The organism is Altererythrobacter sp. H2 (assembly GCF_035319885.1).
Lineage (GTDB): Bacteria > Pseudomonadota > Alphaproteobacteria > Sphingomonadales > Sphingomonadaceae > 34-65-8.
The window spans coordinates 186,196-200,254 of sequence record NZ_CP141285.1 but is presented as its reverse complement, the minus strand read 5'-3'; the positions used below and the strand labels follow the sequence as shown (position 1 = coordinate 200,254).

Genomic DNA, 14,059 nt, shown 5'->3' with positions numbered 1-14,059 from the left:
CGGTGCTGTCAGCCTAGCCGAGCTTTTCCGCCATCAGCGCCCGGAGGTCGGCTTCCGGCCGCGCGCCATAGTGGCTGATGATTTCGCAAGCGGCGATCGCGCCGCGGCGCAGGCAGCGTTCCAGCGGCTCGCCGTTGACATGGCCGTAGAGGAACCCGGCAGCGAACAGATCACCGGCCCCGGTGGTGTCGACCACCTTGTCGATCGGCTCGGCCGGAACTTCGGCTCTTGCGCCTCCAGCCACGGCCACGGCGCCTTCGGCGCTGCGGGTCACCACCAGCACCGGCACCTTGGGAGAGAGCGCGGCAATGCCCGCCTCGAAATCGCTTTCGCCGGTCAATGCGGCCAGCTCAAGGTGGTTGGCGAACAGGATATCGATCAGGCCATCCTCGATCAGCGCGCGGAAATCATCGCCGTGCCGCTCGATCACGAAGACCTCGGACAGGGTGAAGGCGACCTTGCGTCCGGCTGCCCGGGCCGCCTCGATGGCCCGGCGCATGGCCGCGCGCGGCTCTTCCGGATCCCACAGGTAGCCTTCAAGGTAGAGCACTTTGGCCGCCGCCACCGCCTCGGCGTCAAGCGCCACCGGCGGCAGGTACTGGCTGGCCCCGAGGAACGTGTTCATGGTCCGCTGGGCGTCGGGCGTGACGAAGATCAGGCACCGGGCCGTGGGCGGCTCGCGGTCGCGCGGCGGGGTGTCGAAATCGATTCCGACTGCGCGGATATCGTGCGCGAAGACTTCGCCCAGCTGGTCTGCGGCGACCTGGCCGATGAAGGCGCATTGCGCACCCAGAGCCGAAAGACCGGCCAGCGTATTGGCTGCCGAGCCGCCGGAAATCTCCCGCGCCGGGCCCATGGCATCGTAAAGTTCCTGCGCCCGCGCACTGTCAACCAGGGTCATCCCGCCCTTGCTGAGGCCCAGCTCCTCGATCAGCTCGTCCTGGCAGGCAGCCATTACATCGACGATGGCATTGCCGATCGCGATCACGTCATAACGGGGTTCGGTCACTCGGGCGCTTTCAGGTCTGGGGAAACAGGTCGGCCGCGCGCCTAGCCGCTTGCAGGCCCCGGGCCAAGGCTTTCCGCAGCCTTTGCGATTGACGGCGGTCCGGCACACACGGCACAGCGCGCGGGATGAATGCTGCCCTTTCCGCCTTGCTCCGCGCGCTGCCCCAGCTGGCAGACGGGCCGGTGCTGCGCATTCTCCTGAAGACGGTGTTCCTGACGGTGGCGGTGTTTGCCGTGGTCGGCCTCGCCGCCTGGTACGGGCTGTCTCACCTGCTGGCGCAGTGGGACGCAGGCACCGTTGCCGCCGGGCTGAGCGGGCTGATTGCCGCCGTGCTGACGGTGATCGGGGGCTGGCTGCTGTTCCGGCTGGTGGCGGTGATGGTGCTCCAATTCTTCGCCGAAGACATTGTCGCGGCGGTGGAGGCGCGCCACTATCCCCTGGCCCGGCAGGCAGCGCGGCCGCGCTCGTTGGGGCAATCGCTGGGAGACGGGCTGCGCTCGCTGGCGCGGGCGCTGCTGGTCAATCTTGCCATATTGCCGGTGGCGCTGGTGCTGCTGGTCACGGGGGTTGGCACCGCCCTGCTGTTCTGGCTGGTCAATGGCTGGCTGCTCGGGCGCGAGCTGACCGAGATGGTCTGGCTGCGTCACAGCGAAGGGCCTGAGGCAAAACCGCCGGTGACCGGCTTGCAGCGATTTGCGCTGGGCGGGTTTGTGGCCGCCCTGATGGCAGTGCCGTTCGTCAATCTGCTGGTGCCGGTGCTTGGCGCAGCCGCCGCCACCCACCTTGTTCACCGCCGCCCGGGGGCTCTATCCCATGCGTAAGTTTCTCGCTCTTGTCACCCTGCCGCTGCTTGCCGCCTGCGGTGCCAACAGCGCCGTCCCGGTCAGCACTGCGCCGCCATCGGGCGGGGCGGCCGGTCAGGCGGCTCCGCCGGCGACCCGCCCGGCTCCACCTCCGGCGGCGGTCAGCACCGGATTTCGCGCGCCCCGGGTCATGAGCCTGCCCGGGATAGAGGGCCTGATCGGCTCCAATGCGAACGCGTTGTCGCGGCAGCTTGGCGCGCCCAGGCTCGATGTGCGCGAAGGCGATGCGCGCAAGCTGCAGTTCAGCGGCGAATCGTGCGTGCTAGATGTGTGGCTCTATCCGCTCAGCCCCGGGGCAGAGCCGACCGCCACCTATGTCGAGGCGCGGCGGGCATCGGACGGCCTCGATGTCGACCGGGTTGCCTGTGTCCGCGCCTTGTTGCGCCGCTGACTGGCTGCCCCTCGGGTAACCCCGATTTAACCGAACCGGTGGCATGGTCCGCGTGAGCAGCACAGGATCACGCGCGCCATGACCATGCAATTCGCCGACCTTGCCCGGTCGGTTTCCGCCGATGGTGAAATCACCCCGCACGAGGTGCTGGCGCTGCGCCGCCTTGGCTGGGGCGACGGGCAGGTCAGCCCGGGCGAGGCCGAGGCGATCTTCGCGATCAACCGGGCCATTACCCGCCCGAGCGGCGAATGGGTCGATTTCTTCGTCGAGGCGATCGGCGAGTTTGTCCTCAACGGCAGCGAGCCGCGCGGCATGTGCAGCGAGGACGAAGCGCAATGGCTGATGCAGGCGATTGACCAGGATGGCCGGCTGGAGACCATGGCCGAGCTCGAACTGCTGGTCCGGGTGATCGAGCGGGCGCAGAACGTGCCGGAAAGTCTCAAGCATTACGCTCTGGCTCAGATCGAAGCGGCAGTGCTGACCGGCACTGGCCCAACCCGGTGCGGGGGCGAACTGTCAGATACCCATGTCAGCGGGGCCGAATGCCGGTTGATGCGGCGGCTGGTGTTCGCCAGCGGCGGACACGGCCCGGCTGCGGTGAGCCGGTTCGAGGCGGAAATGCTGTTCCGGATCAAGGATGCGACGCTGGCAGCGGACAATTCGCCTGAATGGCCAAGATTGTTTGTCGATGGCGTGGCCAATTACCTGCGCGGGTTCACTCTCACCAATGCCCAGCTGAGCTATGAGCGGATGAAGGAGCTGGAGCGGTTCATTGGCAACGACCGGCCAAGCGTGGGCCGGTTCATGGGGGCCATGGCCCGCGAAGTGCCGCAGGCGTTCAACCATTTCGGCAAAGTGTTCGGCCGCAAGCCTGATCCGGTCGGGTTCACCGAACTGGAGGCGTCCGGCAATCTCGTCACCGAAAACGAGAAGCGCTGGCTCGATACGATGATCAACGCCGATGACGAAATCGACGCGCTGGAGCGGGCGCTGCTGGACCGGGTGGCGGCCGACCTCGGTTAGACCCTGAGGGCCTAGACCATGAAGCTCTCGCCGCAGCCGCAGGCGCCCTTGGCGTTGGGGTTGGTGAAGACGAATCCTGCAGTGAAGTCGTCCTCGACCCAGTCCATCGTGCTGCCGATCAGGTAGAGCACGCTGGCCCCGTCGATGTAGAACGTGCCGCCGGGGGTTTCGATCTTTTCGTCGAACTTGACCTCTTCGGTGACGTAATCGACCGAGTAGGCAAGGCCAGAGCAGCCCCGGCGCGGGGTCGACAGCTTGACCCCGATCGCGCGTTCGGGGGCCTTGGCCATCAGGTCGGCGATACGGGCTTCGGCCGCGGGCGTCAGCACCACGGCCGCCCTAGGAGCAGGCCTTTGGGCGGGGCGGGTCTTGGTCTCGGTCATCACAGCATTCCCAGTTCGAGCCGGGCCTCATCACTCATCCGGTCCGGGCCCCAGGGCGGATCCCACACCAGGTTGACCTCGGCATCGCGCACGCCGGGTACGCTGGCGGCGCGAAGTTCCACTTCGCCCGGCATGGATTCTGCCACCGGGCAATGCGGGGTGGTCAGCGTCATGGTTATGACGACGTCTGCATCGGGCGAGACCTCGACCCCGTAGATCAGGCCGAGATCGTAGATGTTGACCGGAATTTCCGGGTCGAAAATCTCCTTCAGCGCCGCAACCACCGCTTCGTAAAGCTCTCCGCCGGGTTCGCCGGGGGTGGCCGCCTGCGGCTTCTGCTGGAGGAAGCCCTCCAGGTAGTCGCGCTTGCGCTCAAGCTTCTCGGCGGCAGTTTCGATCACCGCATCCTCCACTTTCGCCCGGGGCGGGGGAGTGACGGCGTCGACTTCCTCAACTGAAAAGCGGGACTGTTCGCTCATCCGAAAATCCTCTGTACGCGTTCGATCCCGCGCATCAGCGCTGCAAGATCGCTTTCATCCGAATAGAGCCCGAAGCTGGCCCTGGCGGTGGCGGGTACGCCGAGATGGTCCATCAGCGGCTGGGCGCAGTGGTGCCCGGCGCGAATAGCCACACCTTCTTCGTCCAATATGGTGCCGATGTCGTGCGGATGCACCCCCTCCATGGCAAAGCTGACGATCCCCGCGCTCTGCTCGGGTCCGAACAGGCGGATCGTGTTGACCTCGCGCAGGGCATCACGGGCCTGTGCGGCGAGGGCGCTTTCGTGCGCGAACAGGGCTTCCATCCCGAACGGCTCGACGAAATCGATCGCGGCATGCAGCGCGATCACTTCGGTGATCATCGGCGTGCCGGCCTCGAACCGCTGCGGGGCGGGGGCGTAGGTGGTCTGCTCAAACGTGACCCGGTCGATCATCGCTCCGCCGCCCTGCCACGGGGGCATGGCCTGGAGCAGTTCCTCGCGCGCCCACAACACGCCAACCCCGGTCGGGCCGTAGAGCTTGTGCCCGGAGAACACGTAAAAATCGCAGTCCAGTTCTGCCATCGCCAGCCGCATCCGGGGCGCGGCCTGGCACCCGTCGAGAAGCAGCTTGGCGCCAACCGCGTGCGCGGCCTTCGCGGCGCGCTTCGCCCCCAGAACGGAGCCGAGCACGTTAGAAACGTGCGACAGCGCCACGATCTTGTGCTGCTCGCTCAGGTTCGCTTCGAGCCAGTCGAGGTCGATCCGGCCATCATCGGTCAGCGGGCAGACGTCGATCACGGCTCCGGTGCGTGTCGCCACCATCTGCCACGGTACAATGTTCGAATGATGCTCCAGCACGCTGAGCATGATCCGGTCGCCGGGCTTCAGGTTCTCCCCACCCCAGCTTTGTGCGACGAGGTTGATCCCCTCGGTCGCGCCGCGCACGAACACGATTTCGTTGTCGCTGCCTGCCCCGATGAAGCGGGCCACGCGGGTCCGCGCTGCCTCGAACGCCCGCGTCATTTCGGCCGAGCGGGCATAGACCCCGCGGTGGACGGTGGCGTAGTCCTCGCCCATGGCGCGAGCCATCGCATCGATCACCGCGCGCGGTTTCTGCGCAGTGGCGGCAGTATCGAGATAGTGCCACGGCTTGCCCTCAGGCGTGAACAGCCCGGGGAAATCGGCGCGGTGCGCGGCAGCAAGATTGGTCACGGCATTCACAGCGCCGCCCCGTCGAGCTGTTCCAGTGCGCGTTCGAGCATACGGTCGGCAATCCGCCGGTCCTCGATTGCGGCCAGCGCATCGGCGATGAAGGCCTGCACCAGCAGCTTGCGCGCCGCTTCGGGCGGAATGCCGCGCGCCGCCATGTAGTAGGCCGCCGCCTGATCAAGCTGGCCGATCGCTGCGCCATGCGCGCATTTGACGTCGTCCGCGAAAATCTCGAGTTCCGGTTTGGCGTTGGCGCTGGCGCCTCGCTCAAGCAGGATGGCGCGGAAATTCTGCGCCGCGTCGGTCTTCTGCGCATCGCGCGCGACTTCGATCCGGCCGAGGTAGTTGCCGGTCGATTGCCCGCCCTGCACGGCGCGCACGACCTGATTGGAGGTGGCGTTCGGAGCCTTGTGGATCACGCGGGTGACGAATTCCTGCCGCGCATTCCGGTTGCCGATTGTCACCGCGCCGAATTCGAAATGCGCGCCTTCTTCCAGCGTCACTTCGAGCTCGATGCGGCTGTACTCGGTGTGGCTGGCATTGATCTCGAAGTGTTCGTAGCGCCCGCCCGCGCCGACATGGACACGGGCCCGGTGGACCGATCCGCCCGAGGCCTGCGGGCCGGAGTGATGGAATGCGTTGAAGTGCTTCGTTTCCCCCGGCGGCACATGTGTGGTGCCCCAGTGCTGCAGATAGTCGAGCGGCAGCTCCGCCAGCAATGCGCCGTCGGCATAGCGCCAGGCTTCGTCCCGCGTGGTCGGCCGTTCCAGTGCCCCTGCCTCAGGCATTTGCGCTCTCTGGTGCCATGACCGCGTCATAGCCTTCGCTCTCCAGGCGCAGCGCCAGTTCCGGTCCGCCGCCCTGGACGATTCGGCCCCCGGCCAGAACATGGACCTTGTCCGGCTTCACGTAGTCGAGCAGGCGCTGGTAATGGGTGATCAGCAGCACCGCCTTGTCGGGGCTGCGCATGATCGTGTTGATCCCTTCGCCGACCACCTTGAGCGCGTCGATGTCGAGGCCGGAGTCGGTCTCGTCAAGCACGGCGAATTTCGGGTCGAGAATGCCCATCTGGACCATCTCGGCGCGCTTCTTCTCGCCGCCGGAAAAGCCGACGTTCACCTGCCGCTTTAGCATGTCCATGTCGAGCTTGAGCAGGGCTGCCTTCGCCTTGGCCAGCTTGAGGAAATCGCCGCCCGAGAGCGGTTCTTCGCCCCGAGCCGTGCGCTGGGCATTCAATGCCTCACGCAGGAACTGGACGTTGGAAACGCCGGGGATCTCGACCGGGTACTGGAAGCCGAGGAACAGGCCGGCGGCGGCGCGTTCGTGCGGTTCCAGGTCGAGCAGGTCAATCCCGTTGAAGGTGACGCTGCCACCGGTCACTTCGTAACCGGGCCGCCCGCCGAGCACGTAGGACAGCGTGGACTTGCCCGCGCCGTTCGGCCCCATGATCGCATGGATTTCGCCAGCGGGCACGGTCAGGGTCAGGCCCTTGAGAATCGGCTTATCGGCAACGGTGGCGTGAAGGTTGGTGATTTCGAGCATGGTCAGATCGTCAGTCCGGTAAAATTGGCAATGGCCAGGGCGATTTCGTCATTGAGCGCACGGATCGCGCTGTCCTCGGCGGCTTTGCGGGCCTCGCCGGAAAGGCCGGCGGTGGCGGCCTTGACCCGGTCGCCCTGCACCCGCTTGATCTGGGGTGTGCAGAACGAGCGGACCGAGATCACTGCCTCGCGCAGGCCGGTCTGCGGCGCCGCGCTTGCCCCCGCCAGCAGGCAGCCGCGCAGGCGGCTTCCGGCCAGTTCCGCTGCGTTACCTTCTGCGGCCGCCGGCACGGCGGCGCACAGAGCGAGACCAAGGGTTAGCGCGCGGATCATCGCGGCTTCCTGTCGCCCGGTCCCTTGCGCGGCGCGGGGCGCGGCTTGGGCCGGGAATAGTCCTGCTTCGGATTGGCTTCCTTGTGGGCGCGGGCGGCATCCTTCCGGTCGCCGATGCGCAGGCGCATGCCGGCGGTGATCCGGGCGAGCACGGCGTCCATGTCTTCCAGCACGTCCTTCGCCGCAATCCGCATTACCCGGATGCCGACGCTTTCCAGGCTCTTGTCACGCCGCTTGGCGAGGGCATCGTTCTGCCCTTCCTCGTCAATCGCGATCGCCATGCCGAGAACGTGGCAGTTGAAATCGACAATCGCGCTGCCGACCACCGCATGGCGGGTGAACTTGTAACGGCCCAGGTCAGCCTTGGCGAATTTCTCGGCCAGCGCCTTGTGCGCTTCCGACGAATGCCGCCGCATTTCGCGCGCCTGCTCGTGCAGCGCATCGAGGCGGGATTCCGAAATCTCCCACCCGCGGCCCTTCTTTTTGAGCGCGGGGGCTTCGGCGGTGGCCGCTTCGGGGTTGAGGGCGAGGGTTTTGCGGGTGGTCATGAAGTTTTCTCGAGCTCAGCTTTGGTCACACCAGAGCGGTTTGTGCTCGCACTGGATTGCCGCGCGGCTTTGCCGCTCGCAATGATGGGGGACGAAAGGATAATCATCCAACCGAGCCTTCAAGGCTGATCGCCAGCAGCTTCTGCGCTTCGACCGCGAATTCCATCGGCAACTCTTTCAGCACCTCCTTCGCAAAGCCGTTGACGATCAGCGCCACGGCTTCCTCGATGCCGAGGCCGCGTTGCATGGCGTAGAACAGCTGGTCATCGGAAATCTTGCTGGTGGTTGCCTCGTGCTCGATCTGCGCGGTCGGGTTCTTCACCTCGATATAGGGCACGGTGTGCGCGCCGCACTGGTCGCCCAGCAGCAGGCTGTCGCACTGGGTGAAGTTGCGCACGTTGTCGGCGTTGGCGCCCACGCGGACGAGGCCGCGATAGGTGTTGTTCGACTTGCCCGCCGAAATGCCCTTGGAGATGATGGTGGAGCGGCTGCCTTTGCCGTTGTGGATCATCTTGGTGCCGGTATCGGCCTGCTGGAAATTGTTGGTCACGGCGACCGAGTAGAACTCGCCGACGCTATCCTCGCCGTTGAGGACGCAGCTGGGATATTTCCAAGTGACGGCAGAGCCGGTCTCGACCTGGGTCCAGGAAATCTTGCTGCGCGCGCCCTGGCACAGGCCCCGCTTGGTGACGAAGTTGTAGATTCCGCCCATCCCTTCGGCATTGCCGGGATACCAGTTCTGCACCGTGGAATACTTGATCTCGGCATCGTCCAGCGCGACCAGCTCGACCACGGCGGCGTGGAGCTGGTTTTCATCCCGCATCGGCGCGGTGCAGCCTTCCAGGTAGCTGACGTAGCTGCCCTTCTCGGCGATGATCAGGGTGCGTTCGAACTGGCCGGTATTCTCCGCATTGATGCGGAAATAGGTGGAGAGCTCCATCGGGCAGCGCACGCCTTCCGGGATGTAGACGAAAGTGCCGTCGGAAAAGACCGCGCAGTTCAGGGTGGCGAAGAAGTTGTCGTGCATCGGCACAACCTTGCCGAGCCACTTCTTCACCAGCTCCGGATATTCCTTCACCGCTTCGCTGATCGAGAGGAAGATCACCCCGGCGCGCTTCAGTTCCTCGCGAAAGGTGGTGGCGACGCTGACGCTGTCGAACACGGCATCGACCGCGACCTTGCGCGCGCCCTCCACCCCGGCGAGCACTTTCTGCTCCTCGATCGGGATGCCGAGTTTCTTGTACACCGCGAGGATCTCGGGATCGACTTCATCGAGCGATCCCAATTTGGGCTTGGGCTTGGGCGCGGCGTAGTAATAGGCGCCCTGGTAATCGATGGCGGGATAGCCGACCTTGGCCCAGTCCGGCTCGGCCATGGTCTGCCACAGGCGGAAGGCCTTGAGGCGCCATTCGAGCATCCATTCCGGCTCGCCCTTCTTGCCCGAGATGAAGCGGACGGTGTCTTCCGTCAGACCCTTCTCGGCAAATTCGGTGTCGATTTCGGCCGACCAGCCATGCTCGTAATCGGCCGCCTTGGCCGCGGCCTCACGCGCCTGGACATCTGTCTCCGGTGTCTTCGGCGCTTCCGGCTTGGCCTTCACTTCGATTTCTTCGCTCATGCCACTTCACTCATTGTCTGTGCCGGTCTCGCCAGTTGGGTCAGGGTGATGCCTGCCAGCGCGCCGCGCACCGCCGCGTTGACCGGGCTCCAGTGCGGCCTGACCGTGCAGCTGTGCTCGTAGGCGCAATCATGCTTGCCCTGCTCGACGCAGGCGGTCAGCGCCACCGGGCCTTCGATGGCCTCGACGATATCGGCCAGGGTGATCGCGGCCGCCGGGCGGGCCAGTTGCAGCCCGCCTCTGGCCCCGCGCACCGAGCGCAAAAGTCCCGCAGCCGACAGTTTGCTGACCAGCTTCTGCACTGTCGGTACCGGCAGGCCAGTCTCCGCTGCCAGCTCTGCCGCACTGGTGCGCGCGCCGCCGCAATGGCGCGCAGCGGCGCTCATTGTGACAACGGCGTAGTCGGCCAGATTGGAGAGTCGCATGAAATCCTGACTGCAATTCAGACTGATTCGTTCCGAATTCCAGCTAGTCGTCCTCGCTGCCACTTGCAAGGGGGGGCATGGCCGCCACCTGCGGCGTGATTTCGCGAAAATTCCGGATGTCGAGCAGGGCACTGAGGATCGAGCCATCGTCGCCCAGCAGGCGCCCTGGCGTGCGCCCGGCAAAGGTCCGGATTTCCCGGATCATGTGCGACTGGTCATAGAAATGGTCCACCAGTTCCGCGACCAGTGCGTCCGGCACGTCGGGCTGGCCGAGCAGGGCGACCACGCGCAGGGCGCGGTATTTGCGCGCCAGTCGCACCGGCGGCAGCCCGAAATAGCGCTCGCACAGGCGCTGGAGCTGGCGGACAGAATAGCCGCTCTGCCGCACCAGGTCCTCGATTTCGGGTGTGAGCGAAGTGCCCAGCCACTCAGCGACATTGCGGATCAGGGCTGCATGGCGCGGGTTTACCGGGCGCAGCCGCGGGAGCAGGAACGCCCCGAGTTCCGCACACAGGGAGGCCCCGCTGGCCCGGCCTGCGCCATAGTCTGCGCGCATTTTGTCGCCGAGGGTCACTATCTCTGGGCCGAAAAGTTCGTCTGCTGCCACAAGCCGGTCCGACCAGTCGCCCGCGTGGAGGCCGGTCAGCGCAGCCCATCCAAGCGGGGAGAGCGCCGCGCCGATGCAGTAGAACGGCCCGTTTACCGCGATCGGCGCAGCCTGGCTGCCGGGGGTGAGGACCGAGACCGGGTGCGAGCTATCCCGCCGTCCGCCCTCGAACAACATCTCGCCCTCGCCCGCCAGGAACACCAGCACGTGGCCGACCGCCGCTGGCTGGACATCGCGAATATCCCGTTCTTCGCAGCGGAAATGATAGAATGTGGTGACGAACGGCACCAGCGCGTCGGGCGGGGGGATATAGTCCAGTTGCAGCAGCGCGGGCGGGGTGAGCCAATCCTCTGCCCCCGCCGCAATCTGTTCCGGGTTTACCGATCCCCCGTCCATCGAACCCACCTGTGTTCCGGCGCGACCCGGCCCCGTGGCGCACTCGCCATCTGCGGAACCGGCACGGGGTGGGCCGGTTCCGCCTGCCTTCAGTTCGCTTTCCGCGCGGCAATCCAGGCGCGGACGTTTTCCTCCATGATATCAAGCGGCACAGGCCCGCTTGACAGGATCACCTCGTGGAAACCGCGAATGTCGAACCGGTCGCCCAGTTCCGCGCGGGCTGCGGCACGCAGTTCCATGATCTTGAGCTTGCCGATCATGTAGGCGGTCGCCTGACCGGGATAGACGACATAGCGTTCGATCGCCTTGCGGATATCACCGTCAGGGTTGGGGGTGTTGTCGGCCAGATACTGGATCGCCCGTTCGCGGCTCCACCGTTTGTGGTGAATGCCCGTATCGACCACCAGCCGGGCGGCCCGCCACAGCTCCATCCCCAGGCGCCCGAAGTCCGAATAGGGATCGGTGTAGAAGCCCATGTCCTTGCCCAGTTCCTCCGTATAAAGGCCCCAGCCTTCGGAATAGGCGGTCACGCCACCGAAGCGGCGGAACGGCGGCACATTGCCCAGCCCGGTCTGGATCGACAGCTGCAGATGATGGCCCGGTACCCCCTCGTGATAGGCCAGCGCCTCCAGTTCATTCTTCGACATGTCGTTGAGGTTGTAGAGGTTGACGTAATAGGTGCCGGGGCGCGATCCGTCGGGGGCAGGGCGCTGGTAGAAGGCCTTGCCTGCGCTCTTTTCACGGAACGCCTCGACCGGCTTGATCACCAGCGGGTCCTTCGGCAGCGTCGAGAAGTATTCGGGGAGCTTCGCTTCCATGGCGGCCATGAACCGCTCCGCATCCGCGAGATAGTCTTCGCGGCTGGTGTGGTAGAAGCGCGGGTCTGTGCGGGTGTAGTCGAAGAATTCCTTCAGCGTGCCGGTGAAGCCGACCTGGCCCATGATCGTGCGCATTTCGCCGTGAATGCGGTCAACCTCGCGCAGGCCGATATCGTGGATCTGATCCGCCGTCAGGTCCGTCGTGGTGTAGCTCGCGAGCAGGGCGGAGTAATACTTGTCACCATCGGGGAAGCGCCACACGCCGTCATCGGTGGGTGCGATCGCCTGCTGCCGCTCCATCTCGGCCAGCAGGCGGCGGTAAGCGGGGCGGGCCGAGCTTTCCCAGCCGTTGCGGGCGCGCTCTTTGAGAGCGGATGCCTCTGCCTCGGGCAGTTTCAGCGCTGCGACTTTGCCTTCGAAGTCCTCGAGCACGGCATTGCCGCTGCCGACCTCGAGCAGGTTGCGAATGTCCGAGATGACGTAGGGGTAGACCCAGCTGGGCGGCATTACGCCCTGCTCTGCCCGGGCACGCGATTCGGCGGTCAAGGTATCGAGGGCGGTGCCGAGTCCTTCGATGCGGCTGACGTAGGCGGTCGCCTCATCCTGATTCGAGACCCGGTGGATGTTGATCAGGAAAGCCGGCAACTGGCTCTGCGCGCCGTTCATCTGGTCGAAGATGTAGCCATAACCCCGAAAGGGATGGAGCGAGGCGCGGCGCTTGGCCAAACCGTCAAACAGCCGCCACGACAGGGCATCGGCCTGCGGCAGGCTGGCGGGATCGTAAGCTGTTCGCATCCGGGCAGCGGTATCCTGAAGCAAGGCGTGCGCCCGCTCGTCGGCTGCCGGCGACATGTCGTCCCACTTCCCGTAGTCCTCGTCGCGGACCCCGCGATAGGATTTGCCCATGGGTGACAGGGCCAGCTGGGCAGCGTCATAGTCTTCGAACAGGCCGGCCAGAGCCGGCACCGGGGCCTCGCCGGTGGCAGCCGTAGTGACCGGCTCGGACTGACTGGTGACGCACCCGGCGGTAGCGAGTGCGAAAAGGCTTGCGGCAAGGGGGGTGAGAAGGCGCATCGTATCTCCGCGATGTTCAGGTTCTCGCCAACTGTGCCCCACCGTTCCGGCAATGGCCAGTATGCAGCGCCGAAGCGCGCAAAAAAAGGGCGGCCCGTTTCCAGGCCGCCCCTTGAAGTAGAGGAACTCTCTGCATCGCTGCGTCGAGCCCTTCGGGTCGCAAGGGTTAGCTACTCCAGAGGGACGCAATACGATTGTATGTAAGCGACAGTTTCCGCGCCACATTCGTTACAAATGCTGTTCGAACACGCAACAAGTTGTAGGAATGCGACACGCTCGACACAGGTTGCCCTGCTTGCCATAGACTTGGCCATGCTCTTCCCGCTTTTCCGTCCGGCCCTATTTGCTCTCGATTCGGAACAGGCCCATCGCCTGACCGTCGAGGCGCTCAAGCTGAGCCCCTCACGAACCCCTCCCCGCCGGGGAGCACTCGCCATCGAGGTTGCCGGTATCGACTTTCCCAACCCGCTCGGGATGGCTGCCGGGTTTGACAAGGATGCAGAGGTTCCTGACCCTCTGCTGGGCCTGGGGTTCGGTTTCGTCGAGGTCGGCTCGATCACCCCTTTGCCCCAGGCTGGCAACCCGCAGCCGCGCCTGTTCCGGCTGGTAGAGGACCGGGCCGTGATCAACCGGATGGGGTTCAACAACGGCGGCCGGGATGCTGCCGTGCAGCGTCTCGAGCGGCGCATGGGCCGGGCAGGCGTGCTGGGCATCAACATCGGGGCGAACAAGGATTCGCCTGACCGGATTGCCGATTATGCGGTGATGACACGGGCGATGGCCCCCCATGCCACCTACCTTGCGGTCAACATTTCCAGTCCCAACACGCCCGGCCTGCGCGCCCTGCAGGACGAGGGCGCGCTAACCGCGCTTCTTGATGCCGTGCTTGAGGCGCGCGGAGACCAGGGCCCGCCCGTTTTCCTGAAGGTTGCGCCCGATCTGGAACCGGCTGACATCGATGCCATTGGCAGGATCGCAATGGACAAGCGGCTGGGGGCGCTGATCGTTTCCAACACGACCATCTCCCGGCCGGTGCTTGCTTCACGTCATGCAGGAGAGGCTGGTGGTCTGTCTGGCGCGCCCTTGCGCGATCTGGCCCAGCAGCGCGTGCGCGATTTCCGTTCCGCGACCGGCGGGGCCATGCCGCTGGTCGGCGTGGGCGGAATTGCCAGCGCCGACGATGCCTGGGCGCGGATCCGCGCGGGGGCCAGCCTGGTCCAGCTTTACAGCGCAATGGTCTATGAAGGCCCCGGCCTGCCGCGCCGGATCGTCAGCGGGCTGGAGCGGCTCATGAAACGCGATGGCTTTGCAAGCATTGCCGAAGCGGTCGGAAGCGAATAGCG

General features: G+C 65.6%; 16 protein-coding genes. 4 read left to right on the top strand and 12 right to left on the bottom strand.

The window, feature by feature from the left end:
- Positions 1 to 13 precede the first annotated feature (13 nt).
- Entirely contained in the window at positions 14 to 1,009 is a 996-nt protein-coding gene (locus tag U4960_RS00965) for an adenosine kinase (RefSeq protein ID WP_324261747.1), read from the bottom strand.
- A gap of 125 nt (positions 1,010 to 1,134) precedes the next feature.
- On the opposite strand from U4960_RS00965, the gene U4960_RS00960 reads away from it, so the two are divergent.
- The 3 genes from U4960_RS00960 to U4960_RS00950 all read left to right on the top strand — a co-directional run bounded on the left by U4960_RS00960 (position 1,135) and on the right by U4960_RS00950 (position 3,286).
- Complete coding sequence (locus U4960_RS00960; RefSeq protein WP_324261746.1) at positions 1,135 to 1,830, top strand: EI24 domain-containing protein; 696 nt, start codon at positions 1,135 to 1,137, stop codon at positions 1,828 to 1,830.
- On the top strand, positions 1,823 to 2,263 hold the full coding sequence (locus U4960_RS00955; RefSeq protein WP_324261745.1) for a hypothetical protein: 441 nt from the start codon (positions 1,823 to 1,825) through the stop codon (positions 2,261 to 2,263). The genes U4960_RS00960 and U4960_RS00955 overlap by 8 nt, the downstream gene beginning before the upstream one ends.
- 78 nt (positions 2,264 to 2,341) lie before the next feature.
- Complete coding sequence (locus tag U4960_RS00950) at positions 2,342 to 3,286, top strand: hypothetical protein (RefSeq protein ID WP_324261744.1); 945 nt, start codon at positions 2,342 to 2,344, stop codon at positions 3,284 to 3,286.
- A gap of 11 nt (positions 3,287 to 3,297) precedes the next feature.
- On the opposite strand, the gene U4960_RS00945 is transcribed toward U4960_RS00950, so the two are convergent.
- The 11 genes from U4960_RS00945 to U4960_RS00895 all read right to left on the bottom strand — a co-directional run bounded on the left by U4960_RS00945 (position 3,298) and on the right by U4960_RS00895 (position 12,716).
- Positions 3,298 to 3,669: a HesB/IscA family protein gene (locus tag U4960_RS00945; RefSeq protein ID WP_324261743.1), complete on the bottom strand. Its 372-nt coding sequence runs from the start codon at positions 3,667 to 3,669 to the stop codon at positions 3,298 to 3,300.
- Positions 3,669 to 4,148, bottom strand: a complete 480-nt coding sequence (locus tag U4960_RS00940) for an SUF system Fe-S cluster assembly protein (RefSeq protein ID WP_324261742.1) — start codon at positions 4,146 to 4,148, stop codon at positions 3,669 to 3,671. Before U4960_RS00940 ends, U4960_RS00945 begins: the two co-directional genes overlap by 1 nt.
- Entirely contained in the window at positions 4,145 to 5,359 is a 1,215-nt protein-coding gene (locus U4960_RS00935; protein ID WP_416379086.1) for a SufS family cysteine desulfurase, read from the bottom strand. Before U4960_RS00935 ends, U4960_RS00940 begins: the two co-directional genes overlap by 4 nt.
- Before the next feature lie 5 nt (positions 5,360 to 5,364).
- Positions 5,365 to 6,144, bottom strand: coding sequence for a SufD family Fe-S cluster assembly protein (locus U4960_RS00930; RefSeq protein WP_324261740.1), 780 nt, complete (start codon positions 6,142 to 6,144; stop codon positions 5,365 to 5,367).
- Entirely contained in the window at positions 6,137 to 6,898 is a 762-nt protein-coding gene (gene sufC, locus U4960_RS00925; protein WP_324261739.1) for a Fe-S cluster assembly ATPase SufC, read from the bottom strand. Before sufC ends, U4960_RS00930 begins: the two co-directional genes overlap by 8 nt.
- Before the next feature lie 2 nt (positions 6,899 to 6,900).
- On the bottom strand, positions 6,901 to 7,230 hold the full coding sequence (locus U4960_RS00920; protein WP_324261738.1) for a hypothetical protein: 330 nt from the start codon (positions 7,228 to 7,230) through the stop codon (positions 6,901 to 6,903).
- Complete coding sequence (locus U4960_RS00915; RefSeq protein ID WP_324261737.1) at positions 7,227 to 7,778, bottom strand: endonuclease domain-containing protein; 552 nt, start codon at positions 7,776 to 7,778, stop codon at positions 7,227 to 7,229. Before U4960_RS00915 ends, U4960_RS00920 begins: the two co-directional genes overlap by 4 nt.
- A 103-nt stretch (positions 7,779 to 7,881) precedes the next feature.
- Positions 7,882 to 9,396 (bottom strand): Fe-S cluster assembly protein SufB, encoded by a 1,515-nt coding sequence (gene sufB, locus U4960_RS00910; RefSeq protein WP_324261736.1) that lies wholly within the window; start codon positions 9,394 to 9,396, stop codon positions 7,882 to 7,884.
- Positions 9,393 to 9,821 (bottom strand): SUF system Fe-S cluster assembly regulator, encoded by a 429-nt coding sequence (locus U4960_RS00905; protein ID WP_324261735.1) that lies wholly within the window; start codon positions 9,819 to 9,821, stop codon positions 9,393 to 9,395. Before U4960_RS00905 ends, sufB begins: the two co-directional genes overlap by 4 nt.
- A 43-nt stretch (positions 9,822 to 9,864) precedes the next feature.
- Entirely contained in the window at positions 9,865 to 10,824 is a 960-nt protein-coding gene (locus U4960_RS00900; RefSeq protein WP_324261734.1) for an AraC family transcriptional regulator, read from the bottom strand.
- 89 nt (positions 10,825 to 10,913) lie between these two features.
- A complete protein-coding gene (locus tag U4960_RS00895) occupies positions 10,914 to 12,716 on the bottom strand; it encodes a DUF885 domain-containing protein (RefSeq protein WP_324261733.1) in 1,803 nt (600 codons plus the stop codon).
- Between the two features lie 312 nt (positions 12,717 to 13,028).
- Here U4960_RS00895 and U4960_RS00890 point away from each other — a divergent pair, with 312 nt between their 5' ends.
- A complete protein-coding gene (locus tag U4960_RS00890; RefSeq protein ID WP_324261732.1) occupies positions 13,029 to 14,057 on the top strand; it encodes a quinone-dependent dihydroorotate dehydrogenase in 1,029 nt (342 codons plus the stop codon).
- Positions 14,058 to 14,059 lie beyond the last annotated feature (2 nt).